At 70.2% G+C, this 19,473-nt stretch carries 14 protein-coding genes; 10 read left to right on the top strand and 4 right to left on the bottom strand.

The annotated features are described in order from the left end of the window. The first annotated feature begins 132 nt into the window (after positions 1-132). Positions 133-1,977 (top strand): dynamin family protein, encoded by a 1,845-nt coding sequence (locus DFR74_RS23485; protein ID WP_067513154.1) that lies wholly within the window; start codon positions 133-135, stop codon positions 1,975-1,977. A 28-nt stretch (positions 1,978-2,005) separates the two neighbouring features. Next, entirely contained in the window at positions 2,006-3,544 is a 1,539-nt protein-coding gene (locus DFR74_RS23480) for a dynamin family protein (RefSeq protein WP_067513152.1), read from the top strand. Between the two features lie 60 nt (positions 3,545-3,604). On the opposite strand, the gene DFR74_RS23475 is transcribed toward DFR74_RS23480, so the two are convergent. Next, positions 3,605-4,762 carry a zinc-binding dehydrogenase gene (locus tag DFR74_RS23475; RefSeq protein ID WP_067513150.1) on the bottom strand — a complete coding sequence of 386 codons (1,158 nt, stop codon included), beginning with the start codon at positions 4,760-4,762 and terminating at the stop codon, positions 3,605-3,607. A 465-nt stretch (positions 4,763-5,227) separates the two neighbouring features. Between DFR74_RS23475 and dnaK the strand changes: the two genes are divergently transcribed. The 5 genes from dnaK (at position 5,228) to DFR74_RS23450 (ending at position 11,026) form a co-directional block, all read left to right on the top strand. Beyond that, positions 5,228-7,078 carry a molecular chaperone DnaK gene (gene dnaK, locus DFR74_RS23470; RefSeq protein WP_067513148.1) on the top strand — a complete coding sequence of 617 codons (1,851 nt, stop codon included), beginning with the start codon at positions 5,228-5,230 and terminating at the stop codon, positions 7,076-7,078. Then, the gene (grpE, locus tag DFR74_RS23465; RefSeq protein WP_067513146.1) at positions 7,075-7,731 is read left to right on the top strand and encodes a nucleotide exchange factor GrpE; all 657 of its coding nucleotides are present in this window, start codon (positions 7,075-7,077) and stop codon (positions 7,729-7,731) included. Before dnaK ends, grpE begins: the two co-directional genes overlap by 4 nt. A gap of 24 nt (positions 7,732-7,755) precedes the next feature. After that, positions 7,756-8,913 (top strand): molecular chaperone DnaJ, encoded by a 1,158-nt coding sequence (dnaJ, locus tag DFR74_RS23460; protein ID WP_067513145.1) that lies wholly within the window; start codon positions 7,756-7,758, stop codon positions 8,911-8,913. Then, the gene (locus tag DFR74_RS23455; protein ID WP_067513169.1) at positions 8,913-9,314 is read left to right on the top strand and encodes a heat shock protein transcriptional repressor HspR; all 402 of its coding nucleotides are present in this window, start codon (positions 8,913-8,915) and stop codon (positions 9,312-9,314) included. The genes dnaJ and DFR74_RS23455 overlap by 1 nt, the downstream gene beginning before the upstream one ends. Positions 9,315-9,856: 542 nt before the next feature. Further along, on the top strand, positions 9,857-11,026 hold the full coding sequence (locus DFR74_RS23450; protein WP_067513144.1) for a globin domain-containing protein: 1,170 nt from the start codon (positions 9,857-9,859) through the stop codon (positions 11,024-11,026). A gap of 4 nt (positions 11,027-11,030) precedes the next feature. On the opposite strand, the gene DFR74_RS23445 is transcribed toward DFR74_RS23450, so the two are convergent. From DFR74_RS23445 to DFR74_RS23435, 3 genes are all read right to left on the bottom strand, one after another. Then, entirely contained in the window at positions 11,031-11,807 is a 777-nt protein-coding gene (locus tag DFR74_RS23445; protein WP_067513142.1) for an FAD-binding oxidoreductase, read from the bottom strand. A 275-nt stretch (positions 11,808-12,082) separates the two neighbouring features. Then, positions 12,083-13,240, bottom strand: coding sequence for an FAD-binding oxidoreductase (locus DFR74_RS23440; protein ID WP_067513140.1), 1,158 nt, complete (start codon positions 13,238-13,240; stop codon positions 12,083-12,085). 274 nt (positions 13,241-13,514) lie between these two features. Further along, the gene (locus tag DFR74_RS23435; protein WP_067513138.1) at positions 13,515-14,396 is read right to left on the bottom strand and encodes an LLM class flavin-dependent oxidoreductase; all 882 of its coding nucleotides are present in this window, start codon (positions 14,394-14,396) and stop codon (positions 13,515-13,517) included. A 278-nt stretch (positions 14,397-14,674) separates the two neighbouring features. On the opposite strand from DFR74_RS23435, the gene clpB reads away from it, so the two are divergent. The 3 genes from clpB (at position 14,675) to DFR74_RS36725 (ending at position 19,465) form a co-directional block, all read left to right on the top strand. Continuing rightward, the gene (clpB, locus tag DFR74_RS23430; protein ID WP_067513135.1) at positions 14,675-17,230 is read left to right on the top strand and encodes an ATP-dependent chaperone ClpB; all 2,556 of its coding nucleotides are present in this window, start codon (positions 14,675-14,677) and stop codon (positions 17,228-17,230) included. A 150-nt stretch (positions 17,231-17,380) separates the two neighbouring features. Continuing rightward, the gene (locus tag DFR74_RS23425) at positions 17,381-18,175 is read left to right on the top strand and encodes a DUF5666 domain-containing protein (protein ID WP_067513133.1); all 795 of its coding nucleotides are present in this window, start codon (positions 17,381-17,383) and stop codon (positions 18,173-18,175) included. A 48-nt stretch (positions 18,176-18,223) separates the two neighbouring features. Beyond that, on the top strand, positions 18,224-19,465 hold the full coding sequence (locus tag DFR74_RS36725; RefSeq protein WP_067513131.1) for a type III secretion system chaperone family protein: 1,242 nt from the start codon (positions 18,224-18,226) through the stop codon (positions 19,463-19,465). Positions 19,466-19,473: the final 8 nt, after the last annotated feature.

The raw sequence follows: 19,473 nt of genomic DNA, 5'->3' as shown, positions 1-19,473 counted from the left end.
CACCCCACCCGCCTCGCCTCCACGAGCACCCACCCGGGCGCCCCGGAGCGAGCGGGTGGGGTCGCACGCCGAGCGCGCACGCAAGACCCTGTCCGCCAGCAGTTCTCGCAACAATGAAAGAGGTCGGGTGAGATGGTTGCTCCTGTCGCGGTGACGAAAGCGCCTGCCGTGCCGTTGCTTTCGGTCTTGGGGGAAGCGGCGACGGTGGCGCGCGCCGTGGGGCGGGGGGATCTGGTGGCGCGGTTGGGGGCGGCGGTGGAGCGGGTGCGGGATCCTCGGCGGCGGATCGTGATCGCCGGACAGGTGGGGCAGGGCAAGAGCCGGTTCGTCAACGCTCTGCTCAACGTCGACATCTGCGCGGTGGGCGATGACGCCACCACCGTGGTCCCGGCGGTGCTCGCGCACGGCGCGGAAGCCGACGCCCACCTGGTACTCGCCGATCCGCATGGCGGCGGCCCGGAGGCCCGGGTGGCGGTCCCGGTCGACGAGACGGGCGCCGTCGACGCGCGCACCCCGCTCGCCGAGGGCCGCCGCGTGACGCGCCTCGAGATCCAGCTGCCGAATCCCCTGCTGGCCGACGGCATCGTCCTGGTCGACACCCCCGGCGTCGGCGGTCATGGAAATGCCGGTGTGTCAACGGTTCTCGGCATGGTACCGGCGGCCGACGCGGTGCTGATCATCTCCGACGCGTCCACCGAACTCACCGAGCCCGAACTCTCCTTCTTGCGCCAGGTGCGCGAACTGTGCCCCACGGTTGCCCTGGTGCTCACCAAGATCGACCTGTACCCGCACTGGCGCCGCGTCCTCGACGCCGACCGCGCCCACCTGGACCGCGCCGGCCTCGACGTGCCGATCATCCCGGTCTCCTCGCTGCTGCGCACCCACGCCATGCGCACCCAGGACCCGCGCCTCGGCGCCGAATCCGGCTTCGGCACGCTGTACCAGTTCCTGCGCGAGCAGGTCGTCGCCCGCGACATGGCCGCAACCCGCGCCGCCGTCGCGCGCGACATCCATGCCGCCGCAGAACATCTCGCGCTCACCTTGGGCAGCGAACTTGTCGCGCTGCGTGATCCGGAGCAGGCCGCGGCCGCGATCGGCGAACTCACCGGCGCGAAGGCCGCCGCCGAGGATCTGCACCGCCGCACCGCCACCTGGCAGCAGACCCTCGCCGACGGCATCACCGACCTCGCGGGCGATGTGGACCACGATCTGCGCGACCGGCTGCGCGGCATCACCCGCACCGGCGAGGAGTGGATCGACGGCCACGATCCCGGCAGGCACTGGGACGCGATCGCCGAATGGCTCGCCGAGACAGTCGATTCCGCGCTCGGTGACAACCTGCTGTGGACGCACAAGCGGGCGGTGCAGCTGGCCGAACGCGTCGGTGAGCACTTCGCCCACGTCGGCGCGGTCGATCTGCCCGATGTGCGCGCCGGCCTGGACGACGGCGACAGCCGCGCCGGATCGGGCACCCTCGCCGATCTCGAGCCCGACATCGGGTTCACCAGCAAGGTCCTGGTCGGCCTGCGCGGCTCCTACGGCGGCGTGCTGATGGTCGGCCTGGCCAGCACGTTCGCCGGGCTGGCGATGCTGAACCCGATCTCGCTGGGCGCGGGAGTCATCGTGGGCGGCAAGGCTTTCCGCGACGACAAACAGGCCAGGCTGGCGCGCCGCCGCGCGGAGGCGAAGAACGCGGTGCGCCGCTTCGTCGACGATGTCGCCTTCCAGGCGGGCAAAGAGTCCAAGGACCGCCTGCACCGCATCCACCGCGCGCTGCGCGACCACTACGCCGGGGTGGCCGAGCGCAGCCTGCGTTCCCTGGAGGACTCGCTGCGCGCCGCGCAGGAGGCGGCCACCATGGAGACCGCCCGCCGCGCCGAGCGCTGCGCGGAGCTGGAGCGTCAGTTGCGGGTGGTCGCCGAACTGCGCCGCTACGCCGACGCCGTCCCGGGAGCCGCCGGTACGGTAGCCGGGTGATCACGACGACACGCCGTTCGAGCGCGCGATGACAACGCGGCCGGCCCCCGGTCTGGTCGGCGCGGCGCACGCGCTGATCGGTGCGGCCGCGCGCTCCTTCGCGAGCGAGCCGCGCCCCCGCGCGCTGCTGGCCGACTGCGCCCGCCGCCTGGATCAGCCGCTGCGCGTGGCGCTGGCGGGCTCGCTCAAGGCGGGCAAGTCGACGCTGCTGAACGCGCTGGTGGGGCAGGACATCGCCCCGACCGACGCGACGGAATGCACCCGCGTGGTCACCTGGTACCGGGGCGGTCCCACGCCGAGCGTCACCGCGTACGCCGCCGACGGGGCGCGCGCCAATGTGGTGGTGCGCCGGGGCGCGGGCGGGTTGACCTTCGACCTGAGCGGGTTGGCCTGGGACGTGGCGGGCCCGCGCGACGTGGACCACCTCGAGGTGGAGTGGCCGGCCTCGACGCTGGCGCAGACCACGATCATCGATACGCCGGGCACGTCGTCGCTGTCGCGGGAGGTGTCGCGGCGCACCGCCCGGCTGCTCACCCCCGACGACGAGGACGACACCGAGCACGTGGCGGTGCCGGGTGCCGACGCGGTGGTCTACCTGCTGCGCAGGCTCGACGCCACCGACGTGCGGTTCCTGGAGCGCATCGGTGCGGGAACCGCCGCGCAGCAGGATGATTCGGCTCCGGCGGGTCCGCTCGGCGTGATCGGCGTGGTCTCCCGTGCCGACGAGATCGGCGCGGGCCGCATCGACGCCCTGCATTCCGCCCGCGACGTCGCCACTCGTTTCGCGACCGAACTGGAGCGAACCGGCTTGTGCCAGGCGGTGATTCCGGTGGCCGGTCTGCTGGCGTTCGCCGCCGCCACGCTGCGCCAGCAGGAGTTCGCCGCGTTCCAGGCGCTGGCCGGTGTGCCGGTGGACGATCTCGCCGTGGCGATGCTCTCGGCGGATCGCTTCGCGCACAACGACACAGCGCTGCCGGTGCCCGCCGAGCTGCGAGCTCAGCTGGCCGAACGTTTCGGCATGTTCGGTATTCGCATGGCGGTCACGCTGATTCGTCTCGGGGTGCGCGATTCCGCCGCGCTCGCAGCGGAACTCACCGCCCGCAGCGGAGTGGACGAGTTGCGGTCGGTGCTCGACGTCCAATTCGGCCAGCGCGCCGACCAATTGAAGGCGCACTCGGCGCTGGCCGCGCTGGCCAGGGTGATCACCGCCTACCCTGGCACCTCCGCCGACGGGCTGCTGCCGCGCGTGCACAACCTCCTCGCCGACGTGCACGGCTTTACCGAACTCCGCCTGCTGGGCCGCCTGCGCACCGACGAACTCACCCTGCCCCCGGCCGATCTCACCGAACTGCACCGCCTCGTCGGCGGCTCCGGCATAGCCCCGCACCTGCGCCTCGACCTACCCGCCGACGTGCCCCTCGACGCTCTGCGCACCCAGGCCCTCGCCGCCGTCCGCAAGTGGCGCGACCGCGCCCGCCACCCGCTCGCCGACCAGCTCACCGCCCGCGCGTGCCTGACTGCCGCGCGCAGCGCCGAAGGGATTCTGGATGCGTTGCCGCCGGGATGAATTCACCGGATGCGCAGCCCGCCGGAGCTACGCCGACGCGACGATCCGCCCCGTCGCACCTCACGGTTCCAGCGCACCGCTCCCCGGATCGATCAGAATCTTCGCGTGATGCTCCGGATTCGCGAGGGCGTCAAAGGCATTCGCCACACCCGCCAACCCCACCGTCCCCGTCAGCAGCGGGCGCGGGTCGACCTTTCCGTCCGCGATCATGTGCAGGGTGTCGCGGAACTCCCCGGGGTCGTACCCGAGGGCGAAGCGCAACTCGATCTCCTTGTTGACGGCCAGCGCCGGGTGGAAACGGTCGGTCTCCATGCACACTCCGACCACCACCACGCGCGAACTCGGCGGCGCGGCGGCGATGATCTGGTCGATCACCCCCGGTACGCCGACGCATTCGAAGATCACCGGCCCCGTCGGCGCGGCCCCCAGTGCGCCCGCCGCGCGGAAGACGTACCACCAGGGCAGGTTCGGGATGCGCCGCAGCTGCTCCATGGTGTCGAAGGCCAGGGTGAGCAGGTCGGTGGCGCCGCCGATCCGCGGCTTCGGCCCCGCCTCCCACGGTGATTCGACGGCCGGGTCCACCACGACGTCCGCACCGCACGCCGCCGCCAGGTCCCGGCGGCGCGGCGAGAAATCGCTGGCCACCACGGTGCGCACGCCCGCCGCCTTCAGCATGCTGATCACGGCCAGACCGATGGGCCCGCAACCGATCACGAACGCGGGCCGCCCCTTGCCGACCTGCCCCTTGCGCACCGCGTGCCAGGCCACCGCCATCGGTTCGGTGAACGCGGCGAGTTCGGCCGAGAGCCCGTTCGGCACCGGCATCGTCATGGATTCCTGCACCACGACCTGCTCGGCGTAGGCGCCGGGCGCGGCGGGCGACAGGCCGATCAGCTGGGGTTTCCCGGACTCCCGGAGAATCGGCAGTGCAACGACTTTCGTGCCCGGCCGCCACCGCTTGCGACACCCGGGCCCGTAATCGACCACCTCGCCGCTGAATTCGTGTCCGAGCACCACGCTGTGCTCGGCGCGCATGAACTCGTCGTATCCGCTCGCCGCCGCCAGGTCGGCCATCTCGTCGGCGTGGGCGCGCGCGTGCAGATCCGATCCGCAGATCCCGCACCGCAGCACATTCAGCAGCACCTGCCCCCGGCCCGGCTGCGGCGTCGGCCGCCGCTCGACCGAGAACTTCGTATCGGTGACAACAGCGGCACGCATGGGCACTCCTGACGGTCGGCTCACCTGGCCGCAACCTATCACCGGGGCGCACGACGCGGAGCGAGAGCGACGGACCCGCGCGAACGGGCTCGTGGCCGCCCGCGCCCTCCGTGCTCTCGGTAGGCAGCGGGACCCGCGCCAGCAGGTCGTCCCCGCCTGCGGATCACCGGCCCCACCAGTTGCTATCTCACCAAAGTGATCTACACCACATTCCCCGCCGCGGGAATTATCCGGCCCGCACCACCCGTTGGTCAGTACGACAACATTGAGCGTGTCCGACTCAAGTTTCAGTTGACTCCCGGCGATAGCGGGGGCAGGATTGAGCCGACCACGCTCAGCGTTGCTGGGACCGTGCTCCGTGAGGTGCCGGGGCGAGGTCTCGCGGCACAACGAAAGAACAGGCCGCAGGGCGGGCAGTCTCGCCCGGCACCGGCACAACAGGTACGTCAACTAGGAGGAACCACCATGGCTCGTGCGGTCGGAATCGACCTCGGGACCACGAACTCGGTCGTCGCCGTTCTCGAAGGCGGCGAACCGGTCGTCGTCGCCAACTCGGAGGGATCGCGCACCACCCCGTCGATCGTCGCGTTCGCGAAGAACGGCGAAGTACTGGTCGGCCAGCCCGCCAAGAACCAGGCTGTCACCAACGTCGACCGCACCATCCGCTCCGTCAAGCGCCACATCGGCACGGACTGGACCGTCGAGATCGACGGCAAGAAGTACACCTCGCAGGAGATCTCCGCGCGCACGCTGATGAAGCTGAAGCGCGACGCCGAGGCCTACCTCGGTGAGGAGATCACCGACGCGGTCATCACCGTCCCCGCCTACTTCGAGGACGCGCAGCGCCAGGCCACCAAGGAAGCCGGCCAGATCGCGGGCCTCAACGTCCTGCGCATCGTCAACGAGCCCACCGCGGCCGCGCTGGCCTACGGCCTGGACAAGGGCGACAAGGAACAGACCATCCTGGTCTTCGACCTCGGCGGCGGCACCTTCGACGTGTCCCTGCTCGAGATCGGCGAGGGCGTCGTGGAGGTCCGCGCGACCTCCGGTGACAACCACCTCGGCGGCGACGACTGGGACCAGCGCGTCGTGGACTGGCTGGTGGAGAAGTTCAAGGCCAGCTCGGGCATCGACCTGACCAAGGACAAGATGGCCATGCAGCGCCTGCGCGAGGCGGCGGAGAAGGCCAAGATCGAACTGTCCTCGAGCCAGTCGACCTCGATCAACCTGCCCTACATCACCGTGGACGCGGACAAGAACCCGCTGTTCCTGGACGAGCAGCTGACCCGCGCCGAGTTCCAGAAGATCACCTCGGATCTGCTCGACCGCACCCGTGCGCCGTTCCAGCAGGTCATCAAGGACGCCGGCATCAAGGTCGCCGATATCGACCACGTGGTCCTCGTCGGTGGCTCCACCCGCATGCCCGCCGTCTCCGAGCTGGTCAAGGAACTGACCGGCGGCCAGGAGCCCAACAAGGGCGTGAACCCGGACGAGGTCGTCGCCGTCGGCGCCGCCCTGCAGGCCGGTGTGCTCAAGGGTGAGGTCAAGGACGTCCTGCTGCTCGACGTGACCCCGCTCTCGCTGGGCATCGAGACCAAGGGCGGCGTGATGACCAAGCTCATCGAGCGCAACACCACCATCCCCACCAAGCGGTCGGAGACCTTCACCACCGCCGACGACAACCAGCCCTCGGTGCAGATCCAGGTCTTCCAGGGTGAGCGCGAGATCGCCTCGCACAACAAGCTGCTCGGCTCCTTCGAGCTGACCGGCATCCCGCCGGCCCCGCGCGGCGTGCCGCAGATCGAGGTCACCTTCGACATCGACGCCAACGGCATCGTGCACGTCACCGCGAAGGACAAGGGCACCGGCAAGGAGAACACGATCAAGATCCAGGACGGCTCCGGCCTGTCCAAGGAGGAGATCGACCGGATGGTCAAGGACGCCGAGGCGCACGCCGCCGAGGACAAGGCCCGCCGGGAAGAGGCCGAGACCCGCAACCAGGCCGAGTCGCTGGTGCACCAGACCGAGAAGTTCATCAAGGACAACGAGGACAAGGTGCCGGCGGACGTGAAGTCCAAGGTCGAGGCGGCCATCGCCGAGGCGAACGAGGCGCTCGAGGGCACCGACATCGCCGCCGTCAAGGCCGCGGTGGAGAAGCTGGCGACCGAGTCGCAGGCGCTGGGCCAGGCCATCTACGAGGCCTCGGCCGCCGAGCAGGCCGCGTCCGGCAACGGCGCGTCGAGCTCGGCCGCCGATGACGACCAGGTCGTCGACGCCGAGGTCGTGGACGAGCCGGTGGACACGGAGAAGAAGTGACGCAGGGGAATTCGGAGCAGCACGCCTCCGAGCAGGAGCCGATCTCGGTGGTCGACAAGCGCAAGATCGACCCCGAAACCGGTGAGGTCCGCGAGGGCGCGGCCGAGGACGCCGCGCCCGAGGGCGGCAACGGCACCGCCCCCGAGGCGGCGCCCGTCACCGGCGACGGTGGTCGTGAACTCGCCGAGCGCACCGCCGATCTGCAGCGGCTGACCGCCGAGTACGCGAACTACCGCAAGCGGGTGGAACGCGATCGCAAGGCCGCCGTGGACGCGGCCAAGGCGGCGGTGGTCACCGAACTGCTGGGCGTGCTCGATGATCTGGACCGGGCCAAGGCGCACGGCGACCTGGAGTCCGGGCCGCTGAAGTCGGTGGCGGACAAGCTGGTCGACGCGCTGCGCAAGCAGGGCCTCGAGGAGTTCGGCGCGGAGGGCGAGCCCTTCGACCCGACCCTGCACGAGGCCGTGCAGCACGAGGGCTCCGGGCACGACCCGGTGCTCGGCGTGGTGATGCGCAAGGGTTACCGCTTCGGTGACCGGGTGCTGCGGCACGCGCTGGTCGGCGTCACCGACGGCGTCGCCGACCTGGCCGAGACGCCGGAGACGGCCGAGACAGAGGCATCGGACGCTGATGCCAGTGCTGACAGTCACTGATCACGCGAGAGGAGGAGAGACCCGGTGAGCCAACGGGAGTGGATCGAAAAGGACTTCTACAAGGAGCTGGGTGTCTCCTCCGGCGCCTCGCAGGACGAGATCAAGAAGGCCTACCGCAAGCTCGCTCGTGACCTGCACCCCGACGCCAACCCCGGCGACACCAAGGCCGAGGAGCGGTTCAAGACCGTCAGCGAGGCGCACGCCGTGCTGTCGGACCCGGCCAAGCGCAAGGAGTACGACGAGACCCGCAGGCTCTTCGCCGGCGGCGGCTACCCACGCGGCGGGTTCAGTCCCGGTGCGGGCGGCGGGTTCTCGCAGGACTTCAATATCGGCGACATCTTCGGTGGCGCCTCGGCCGGTGACGGCGGGCTCGGCGATCTGCTGGGCGGGCTGTTCAACCGGGGCGGCACGCGCACCACGAGCCGTCCGCGGCGCGGCGCCGATGTGGAGACCGAGACGACCCTCGGGTTCCGCGAGGCCGCCCAGGGTGTGACCGTTCCGCTGCGGATGACCAGTCCGTCGCCGTGCACCACGTGTCACGGCAGCGGCGCCAAGCCGGGGACCAGTCCCCGGGTGTGCCCCATCTGCAACGGGGCCGGCGTGGTCAGCCGCAACCAGGGCGCGTTCGGGTTCAGCGAACCCTGCGACGAGTGCCGCGGTTCGGGCTCGATCATCGACGACCCGTGCGTCGACTGCCACGGCAGCGGTATCCAGAACCGGACCCGCACCATCACGGTGCGCATCCCGCCGGGCGTCAGCGACGGCCAGCGGATCCGGTTGGCCGGGCAGGGCGAGGCGGGCCTGCGCGGCGCGCCCTCGGGCGATCTGTACGTGACGGTGCACGTCAGCCAGGACAAGGTGTTCGGCCGCAACGGCGACGACCTGACCCTGGTGCTGCCGGTCAGTTACAGTGAACTGGTGCTCGGCACAACGGTTTCCGTGCCGACGCTGGAGGGCCGCGTCGGGGTGAAGGTGCCGCCCGGCACCGCCGACGGGCGGATCCTGCGGGTGCGCGGGCGCGGTGTGCCCAAGCGCGGCGGCGGGGCCGGTGACCTGCTGGTCACGGTCAAGGTCGCGGTGCCGCAACAGCTGGACCCCGACGCCACCGAGGCGCTGAAGCGCTATCAGGAGGCGGAACGGGCCGGCGGGTTCGATCCACGTGCGGGATGGGCGGGTGCGTGATGACCACTGATCCGAAGAAGGCGTCGGCGGGTGCGTCGCGCACCGAGTTCTTCATGATCTCGGTGGCGGCGCAGCTGGCCGGTATGCACGCGCAGACGCTGCGCACCTACGACCGTCTCGGTCTGGTGACGCCGCAACGCACTTCGGGTGGGGGTCGCCGGTATTCGGCCAGGGATGTGGAGCTGCTGCGCGAGGTGCAGCGGCTTTCCCAGGACGAGGGCGTCAATCTGGCGGGGATCAAGCGCATCATCGAATTGACCAATCAGGTCGAGGAGTTGCGCGAACAACTCGCCGAGACGCGCGCCGAACTGGAGCGGCTGCGGGCGGGCTACCGCCCGGATCTCTCGCCGCCGCAACGCAGTACCGCGCTGGTGGTGTGGAAGCCGCGCAACCAGCGCTGAACGAATGCCGATCGGGCCCCGTTTCTTTCGAACTCTCCGGAATTCGGAAGCGGCGGGGCCCGATTGTCCTTTCCGGCCGGTGCGGGGTTTGCTGGAACAGTGTTCAAGTTTGCTGGCGCGCAGGGAATTCCGTCGAGCTGCCTTTGCCTGTCGGCATGAATTCAGCGGACCGGTCGGTATTTTCGGATTCCGCGCGGAATGCGCGGAGGTTGCCCATCGGCCGTGGTCGGCGGCTCGTGAGGGTAGCCACAGGGTCGCTCTAGGTGGCTTGACCAGGTGAGTCTTGCAAAGTGGATCGCGCGCATTTGGTGTATCTGTGATCGAATTCATTGCTCCTGAACGGTCTTTCGGTCTGTTATTCGGCGATTTTGCGCGCGGGCTTCTTGGTTCAGGGGAATTACACGTGTGTGTTTCGGACGGATCATTCCGTACCCGGCAAACCTCGCCTACACTCAGTGGGCATCGGCTGCTGTCGAGTGTCCCGCAGCACCTCACTCGCCGGCACGGTTTGTGTTCTCGTGCGAAATGGGGTTGTGACACAAATGGATTCGCGGACTGTCGCTTTGATCAGAACGACGTTCAAGGCGGTTGCTGCGGAAGAAGGGGGGCCGGAGAGGCTGGCGCGGTCGTTCTACTCGATCCTGTTCACCGACTACCCGCAAACCCGCGACTTCTTCCCCGCGGCGATGGATTCACAGCGTGACCGTCTTGTCAAGGCCATCTCCTACGCCCTCGACCGGCTCGAGGAACCGAACAAATTGTTGCCGTTCCTCGCCCAGCTCGGCCGCGATCACCGCAAATACGGTGTGCGGGCCGAACACTACGTCGCGGTGGCCACCTCGCTGAAGGAGGCGGTGCGCCGCTTCGCGGGGACCGAGATGTGGACCGACGAGGTCGGCAAGGCTTGGGACGAGGGACTCGCCGTCATCGGCGCGACGATGCAGGAGGCGGCCGACAAGGAGACCACGCCGGCGGTGTGGTCGGGCACCGTGGTCGAAAATCGGTTGGTGCTGCGGAATCTGGCGATCGTCCGCCTGCAACTGGACCAGCCCATCTCCTATGCCGCGGGCCAGTACATGAGCGTGCAGATCCCCGCGCGGCCCCGGATGTGGCGCTACCTCTCGCCCGCCGTGCCCGCGAATGCCAACGGGGAGATCGAATTCCACGTGCGCGGTGTGCTCGGCGGCTGGGTGAGTCCGGCCATCGTCGGGCACACCGGTGTCGGCGACCAGTGGCACATCGGCTCGCCGCTGGGCGGGCTCGGGGTGCCGCGCAACACCAAGCGCAAGATGCTCATGGTCGGCTGCGGCACCGGAATCGCCCCGCTGCGTGCGCAACTCATGCAGATGGCGCAGCGGCGCACCAACCCGAAGGTGCACCTGTTCGTCGGCGGGCACCACCCGTGCGATCTCTACGACCTGGAGACGCTGAGCGATCTGGCCGTCGCCAACAAGTGGCTCACCGTCACGCCGGTCAGCGAGAGCGATGAGAACCCTTGGTGGTACTACGATTCCGGCTCGGTCGACCGGCAGTGGCCCGGGTTGGAGCCGCGGATGACCGGGCAGATCGGCAAGGTCGTGGCGAGTTTCGGGTCCTGGGCCGACCGCGACGTGCAGATCGTCGGCTCGCCCTCGATGGTGCAGACCACCAAGTTCCGGCTCATGGCGGCGGGCACGCAGACCAAGAACATCCGCCACGACCCGCTGTTCTGAGCGCTCAGAGTCCTTCGTACTGAATGCGTTCGGCCGGGGTGCCGGTCTCGACCAGACGGTCCACCGTGGCCCGCACCATGGCGGGTGACCCGCACACCAGCACTTGGTGCTCGGCGAACGCACCGTGCGCGCCCACCACCTCGGCGAGCGTGCCCTCCAGCAGTTCGTCGGCGGGGAAGCCCACGTCCACCCGGGAGTGCTCGAACCACTCGTCGGGCCAGTCCGGGTCCTCCAGGCTCTCCACCACCGGCACCACGGTGAGCCACTCCAGCTCCTCGGCCAACAGGTAGAGCATGTCGGCGGCGTACAGGTCGCGTGGGTAGCGGCCGCCCACGAACAGGTAGGTGCGCGGCGGTTCGGCCAGCCTGGCCAGCTCCAGGATCTGCGCGCGCAGCGGCGCCAGACCGGTGCCGCCCGCGATCATCACCACCTCGCCGCCCTCCGGATCCACCGCGAACGACCCCTGCGGCGCGGAGATCAACCACTCCTCACCCGCCTCCGTGTCGGCCACCAGCGACCCGCTCAGCCACCCACCCGGCACCGCCCGCACGTGGAACTCCAGCTTCCCGTCCAGCGACGGCGGCAGCGCGGGGGAGAGCCTGCGCCGCACCCCGGGATGGCGCTGCGTGCGGATCTCCACCGACTGCCCGGCGACGAACGGCACGAACTCCCCGATCAGGCGGATCACCGCCACGTCGTGACGCAGGCGATGGTGGCCGACGACGGTCGCGGTCCATTCCTGTTGCGCCACACCGTTACCGAGATGCTGGGGGTCCGTCATTCAGGAGAGTCCTGTCTTCGAGGCGGGTGTGTCATGGTTGGGGCGAGCCCGAAATGGGTGTACGGGCTGTGTTTGTTGGCGCGCTGGTGCGCGCGTGTTCGCGGCCCTTGATGTCTCGCGGCCCAGCGCTCGAGACTCGCGCTGCGCGCATGCGCTTCGAGCGCTGGGCCGCGAGACGGCCGCGAACGGTCGGTCGTCGGGCTCCCTCCCCGATGTGGTTGGGAGAGTGCGGATCGTGCGTGCAGGTGAGGGCTGAGCCGGGCCGAGTGGGCACATCACACCGGGTCGCTGGCGATGATGTGTTCCGGTGCGCCGACGGCGATGAGGGCGCGTTTGGTGTCGGCGATCATGCGGGCCGAGCCGGCTATCTGGATCTGGCGGTCGGACCAGGAGCCGAAGCTGGCGACGACGGCGCCGAGGTTGCCGATGAGGCGGCGGTGCATGCCGTAGGGGGCGTCGGCGGGCGGGTGGGGGTACCACCACGGGTTGGTCTTCTGCTCGCACACCGGCACCACGGTGAGCCACGGGTTGCTCTGCGAGAGCTGCCACATGTTCTCCACGTCGTACAGGTCGCAGGGATAGCGGCCGCCGATGAAGAAGTGCACGCGCGGGTTCACCCCGCGCTGGCTCATCTCGATCAGCTGGGCGCGCAGCGGCGCGATACCGGTGCCCGCGCCGATCAGCAGCACGTCGCGGCCCGATTCGCGATCCACGTGCAGGCCGCCCAGCGGTCCGCCGATCTGCCAGCGGTCGCCCACCTGCGTCTCGTTCACAATGGCCGGGCTCACCCAGCCGGTGCGGACCTTGCGCACGTGGAACTCGATCTCCCCGTAGGGATTCGAGGGAATCGCCGGCGAGAGGTACCGCCACATCTTGGGCCGCTGCGGAATCGCCACCGGCACGTATTGCCCGGCCTGATACGGCACCGGGGTGTCCGATTGCAGGCGCACGATGGCCAGGTCGTCGAGCACCTTGCGGTGACCGACCACGGTGGCCTCCCAGTACGGCGGCGACTTGTCGGAGTTCGCGCCGATCGCCATCGCGGCCGAGATGAGGATGGCGATATCGCGCCAGCCCTCCTCCAGTTCGCGGGTCCAGCCGTTGCCGTTGTAGACGCGGAACGCGGTGAGCATGGCCCGGCCCGCCTGGTCGTAGTGCTGGGCCTCGACACCGTACTTGCGGTGGTCGCGGGCCAACTGCTCCAGGAACCGCTGCGCGCGATCCCAGTCCTCGAGGTGGTCGAGCACGTACTGGATGGCGGTGGTCAGGCGCTTGGGTTGCATGTCCATCGCGGGCGGGAACAGTTCGCGCAGCCGGGGGCTCTCGGCGAACAGGTGACCGTAGAAGGCACTGATCAACCGCTCGGGTCCGCCCGGGGATTCGGTCACCGAACGGAAGTTGGCGCGGACCAGCGCAGCCGAACGCGCATCCACGACGAGAGCTTCCTTTCTCAGCAGGGACGTACCCGAAACCGGCGGTCCTCGGGGATCAAGTATCCCCGAAAAGTCCGTGGCCGTGTCGGGATGCGCAGCACGTACCGAGCCCGCCGAGAGCTATCGCTCGGCTATTTCACTGCCTGCGGAGGTCCAACACGACGGGCTCATGGCGTCGACGCGCCGACGGCACCGTCGCTGCGCTCGGCCCATGGGTCTGGGCCGCTGTCCAGGATAGCGGCGCGACGCCGCCGCGACGACCCGATGTGCCCGGTCAGCGGGCAACGGCCGCGCGAACCGCGGGCACGACCTGCTCGGTGTAGCGGCGGACCTGTGCGGCCGCGTCGCCCTCGCTGGGCCAGAAGACGAAGCCGTCCACCCGTCGCTCCAGGTGCAGGGCGGTGAGGTCATCGACCCACCGCTCGACGGGACCGGCCAGGAAGCCGCCGTCCGCGCCGTCGGTGATCGTGCCCGAGACGTTGTAGAGGCGCCGCACCGCCGACGGGTCGCGCCCCGCCGCCGCGGCCGCGTCGTCGATCCGCGCGCCCGCCTCGGTGAGGAACTCCGGCGTCGCCCACGACGAGGAGGGCAGCCAGCCGTCGGCCCGCGCGCCGGTCAGCGCCAGCATGCGCGGGCCGCTCGCGCCGAGCCAGATGCCGGGGGCGTGGGCGGGCGCGGGGCCGGGGTGGATCCCGACGAGGCGATGGAACTCGCCCGGCACCCGCGCGGTGCGCTCGTCGGACCACATGGCCCGGATGATCTCGATCGCCTCGCCGGTCGCCCGCAACGCCTCGCCGCCCGAGAGCCGCGCCCCGCCCATCCCGGCGATCGCGTCCCAGAACGCGCCGGCGCCGAGCCCGAGGTGGACGCGTCCGCCGGTGATGATGTCCAGGGAGGCAACCGATTTGGCCAGCACGGCCGGATTGCGCAGCGGCAGGTTGGCGACGTCGGGGAAGAACGCGAGCCGGGTGGTGCGCACGGCGAGCGCGGTGATCAGGGTCCAGGTGTCGAAGAAGCGGCGCTGATAGGGGTGGTCCTGGATGCCGATGAGGTCGAGCCCGTGGGTGTCGGCGTAGGCGGCCAGGTCGGTGAGTCCGGCGTAGTTGTCGGCCTCCGGGATCAGGAAGAGGCCGAATTCGGGCTGCCGAGTGGTCATTTCGTGCTCCGTTCGCAGATCACCGGGACTGTCTTGCCGCGCGCGCCGGAAGCGGCGGGTTGCCCGTAGTCATCCCTACACCACGCACGGTGTGATTCATCGCATCCGGGGGCGGCGCGGCGTAGCGTTGACGCGACCGGTGGATCCGCGCGAAACTTTTTCAAAGTTGAGCGGAACAGACTCAACCTCTCCGACGTTGAACCCAGAGAACAGCGCGAGCCCGCGCGTGCGGGAAAGGGCACTCGACGCTGCGGACACGACAAGTAGGAAGGTGACGCGTGGACTCGTTCAATCCCACCACCAAGACCCAGGCGGCCCTGACCGCGGCCCTGCAGGCGGCCTCCGCCGCGGGCAATCCGGAGATTCGCCCGGCGCACTTGCTGGTGGCGTTGCTGGATCAGACCGACGGGATCGCCGCCCCGCTGCTCAAGGCCGTCGGCGTGGACCCCGCCGCCGTCCGGCGCGAGGCACAGGACATCGTCGACCGGCTGCCGCGCGCGACCGGTGCGACCACCACTCCCCAACTCGGCCGCGAGGCGCTGGCCGCCATCACCGCGGCGCAGCGGCAGGCCACCGAACTGGGGGACGAATACGTCTCGACCGAGCACGTCGTCGTCGGTCTCGCCCAGGGCGATTCGGACGTGACGATGCTGCTCACCAAGTACGGCGCGACCGCCGACGCGCTGCGCGAGGCGTTCACCGCCGTGCGCGGCAGCGCGCGCGTCACCAGCCCCGATCCCGAGGGCAGCTACCAGGCGCTGGAGAAGTACTCCACCGACCTCACCGAGGCGGCGCGCGCGGGCAAGCTGGACCCGGTCATCGGGCGCGACACCGAGATCCGGCGCGTGGTGCAGGTGCTCAGCCGCCGCACCAAGAACAACCCGGTGCTGATCGGCGAACCCGGCGTCGGCAAGACCGCCATCGTGGAGGGCCTGGCCCAGCGCATCGTCGCGGGCGACGTCCCGGAATCGCTGCGCGGCAAGTCCGTCGTCTCGCTCGACCTGGGCGCGATGGTGGCCGGCGCGAAGTACCGCGGCGAGTTCGAGGAGCGGCTCAAGGCCGTGCTGGAGGACATCAAGAACAGCGCGGGCCAGATCATCACGTTCATCGACGAGCTGCACACCATCGTCGGCGCGGGCGCCACGGGCGAATCCGCCATGGACGCGGGCAACATGATCAAGCCCATGCTGGCGCGCGGCGAGCTGCGGCTGGTCGGCGCGACCACGTTGGAGGAGTACCGCCAGCACATCGAGAAGGACGCGGCGCTGGAGCGGCGCTTCCAGCAGGTGCTGGTCGGCGAGCCCTCGGTGGAGGACACCGTCGGCATCCTGCGCGGCATCAAGGAGCGCTACGAGGTGCACCACGGCGTGCGCATCACCGACTCCGCGCTGGTGGCCGCCGCCGCCCTGTCGGATCGCTACATCACCTCGCGGTTCCTGCCCGACAAGGCCATCGACCTGGTGGACGAGTCGGCCTCGCGGCTGCGCATGGAGATCGACTCGCGCCCGGTGGAGATCGACGAGGTCGAGCGCGCGGTGCGCCGCCTCGAGATCGAGGAGGTCGCGCTGAGCAAGGAGACCGACGAGGCCTCCAAGCAGCGCCTGGAGAAGCTGCGCTCCGAACTGGCCGACAGCCGCGAGAAGCTCAACCAGCTCACCACCCGCTGGCAGAACGAGAAGAACGCCATCGACCAGGTGCGCGTGCTCAAGGAACAGCTCGAGGCGCTGCGCGGGGAGTCCGAGCGCGCCGAGCGCGACGGCGATCTGGGCAAGGCCGCCGAGCTGCGCTACGGCCGCATCCCCACCCTCGAGAAGGATCTCGCCGAGGCCGAGCGGGCCTCCGGCGCGGCCGCCGACGGCGAGGTGATGCTCAAGGAGGAGGTCGGCCCCGACGACATCGCCGAGGTGGTGTCGGCGTGGACCGGCATCCCGGTGGGCAGGCTGATGGAGGGCGAGACCCAGAAGCTGCTGCGCATGGAGGAGGAGCTGGGCCGGCGCGTGGTCGGCCAGACCGAGGCCGTGCAGGCGGTGTCGGACGCGGTGCGCCGGGCGCGCGCGGGCGTGGCCGATCCGAACCGGCCCACCGGCTCGTTCCTGTTCGTCGGCCCCACCGGCGTCGGCAAGACCGAGCTGGCCAAGGCGCTCGCGGACTTCCTGTTCGACGACGAGCGCGCCATGGTCCGCATCGATATGAGCGAGTACAGCGAGAAGCACGCGGTGGCCCGCCTGGTCGGTGCGCCGCCCGGCTACGTCGGCTACGACCAGGGCGGTCAGCTCACCGAGGCGGTGCGGCGCAGGCCGTACACGGTGGTGCTGTTCGACGAGATCGAGAAGGCGCACCCGGACGTCTTCGACATCCTGCTCGCGGTGCTGGACGAGGGCAGGCTCACCGACGGCCAGGGCCGCACGGTGGACTTCCGCAACACCATCCTCATCCTGACCTCGAACCTGGGTGCGGGCGGTGACAAGGAGTTCGTCATGAACGCGGTGCGCTCGGCGTTCAAGCCGGAGTTCCTCAATCGTCTCGACGACGTGGTGATGTTCCACGCGCTGGACGAGGAGCAGCTGGAGCGGATCGTCGACATCCAGCTCGACCAGCTCCAGAAGCGGCTCTCGCAGCGCAGGCTGAAGCTGGACGTGAGCGATTCGGCGCGGTTCTGGCTGGCGGTGCGCGGCTACGACCCGGTGTACGGTGCGCGGCCGCTGCGCAGGCTGATCCAGCAGTCCATCGGCGACACCCTCGCCAAGGAATTGCTGGCCGGGGAGATCACCGACGGCGACACCGTGAAGGTGGGCGTCAGCCTGGAGAGCGACGGGTTGATCGTCGGCAAGTGAGTGCGTCGCGACCCCGACGCCCGGCGTGGGCGTCGGGGTCGCGCTGTCTCGTGTCCGCGCGGCCGTGCGGTGGCGCGAACAACGTGCCGAGTCGGGCCCGGCATCCGGCGATTGCCGGGCCGGACGGACCGGCGGGCCTACCCTGGAGTCATGACGAACCCGAAGGACCCCTGGGGACAGCGGCCGGAGGATGCGCCGACCGAGCATCTCGGAGCGCCGGGGGCGTCCGCGTTCGACCAGGCCGGGGAGACGACGAGTTACCCGACCACCGAGCGCTACGAACCGTGGGGCCCGCCTCCGGCCAACGCCACCAAGGAGTTCCCGCCGCTGGAGAGTCAGTCGTGGGGCGCCTATGACGGCGGGTACGGGGCGTGGGCGGGCGCGCAGGATGCCCCGCAGGGGGCGGGCGCACCACCCCAGTACGTGCCGCCGGGTGCGCAACCTCCGGGGGTGCAGCCACCGGATCAACAACCGCCCAAACGCAATACGGGTCTGTGGATCGCGCTCGCCATAGGTGTGATCGCGCTCATCGCCGTGGGCGGTGTGGTGGCCGGGCTGCTGATCGGCAATAACGATTCGTCCACGACAGCGGGTTCGACGACCACCCTGTCGGTTCCGACGGGCGGGCCCACACCCACCGAGAATCCGCGGCCCACCCGCCCGTCGCCGAGCGGTGTGCCCGGCCTGCCCGGCATCGAAGGACTCGGCGCCACCATGGGCACCATCAGCGCCAACGACGCGGGCACGCTCACCATCAGCACCGTGTCGGGCGGCACCGTCACGGTGCGCACCGACGCGTCGACGCAGGTGATCGCGCTGTCCGGCGCGTCGGTCGCCGACCTGCCCGTCGGGGATCTGGTGATGGTGCAGGGCGACGAGGAGGCCGACGGCGCCATCCTCGCGCGGATCATCATCAGCACCGCGCTGCCCGGCGGCGGACGCTGAGCGTGTACGCGGCTCATTGACCGCCATCGCCAGTTACGCTGGACCCTGATGACGGCAATGTGGTTCGGGTTGGCGGCGATCGCGCTCGTGGGTGCGATCGTGCTGCTGTATTTCGATCGGGTCCAACGGCAGCGGACCGGTCACGCGCGCCAGGTCTGGGCGAAGGCACAGGGATACACCTATGTGTCGGTGGAACCGGCGCTCCCGTCGACGTGGCGACGCGGCGCGCTGGCCAAGCTCGGTTACCTGTCCGCGGTGGACGTGGTCTCCGGTATCCGCAAGGGCGAGAAGTTCGTGCTCTTCGATCTGGAGGACGCGGCCACGCTGGTCGCGGTGCGCCGCCAGATCGGTTCGGACATCGACGTCGACATGCGGCTCAAGACCGCCTCGCCGCCCAAGGACGCCGACCTGGAGCTGCTCGGCGCCATCGGCGACCGCGTGGTCTTCGCCACCAACCCCGAGATCGCCAGGCACGCGGTGGATCAGCGCATGGTCGCGTTCATCGAGTCGCTGCCCGAGACCGTGCAGATGCTGTGGAGCGAGGGTAACTGGACCCTCGGCATGCTGAATGTCGGCACGGTGGCCAAGGATTGGGAGAGCGCCATCGACGCGGTGCTGCGCCTCTCGGGTCTGCTGCACGTGCTGCCGCCCGTCGCCGATCCGCGCGGTTTCGAGGATCGCGCGCGCGGCCGCGCCCCGGAGCGCGAAGCCGAATCCCCGCGCGGCGCAGCACGTGTCGCGCCGCCCGAAGGCGACGAGCGGGACAGTGACCTGCCCGCCTCCCGCGGCGTCGGCCCGCGCGGCTACGAACTCGACGGCGACGACGACTTCGATCCGGACGGCCCCCGCGCCTACGCCGACCGCGCCGAGAATCGCGCCTACGCCGACCGCGCCGAGAATCGCGCCTACGACGACGAGCCCGACTACGACGACGACTTCGATCCGGACGGCCCCCGCGCCTACGCCGACCGCGCCGAGAATCGCGCCTACGACGACGAGCCGGACTACGACGACGAAGCCTTGTTCGAGGACGAGGGCTACGATGAGCCCGCCGAGCCCGCCCCGCTGCGCAAGGAACCCGCCGCCGAACCCGCGCGCCGCCCCTCCCTCGCGGTCGTCCCCGACGCCAAGTCCCGCGACGAGCAGCGCCGCGAGGACGAGGACCCGCTGCCGCGCGGTGAGTGGGACCTCGACGAGGACCCCGCGCGCGCTCCGGAGAGCACGCCCGACCGTCCGGGCGGACCCTTCCACCCGGGCTTCCGCCCGTACCAGGGCCCCGTGCCCAAGTGACCCACCCG

Origin of the sequence: Nocardia puris, from assembly GCF_003315035.1 — a bacterium.
Classification (GTDB): Bacteria; Actinomycetota; Actinomycetes; order Mycobacteriales; family Mycobacteriaceae; genus Nocardia; species Nocardia puris.
Note: the sequence above shows the minus strand (reverse complement) of the source record. Positions and strands in the feature narration are given on the sequence as shown.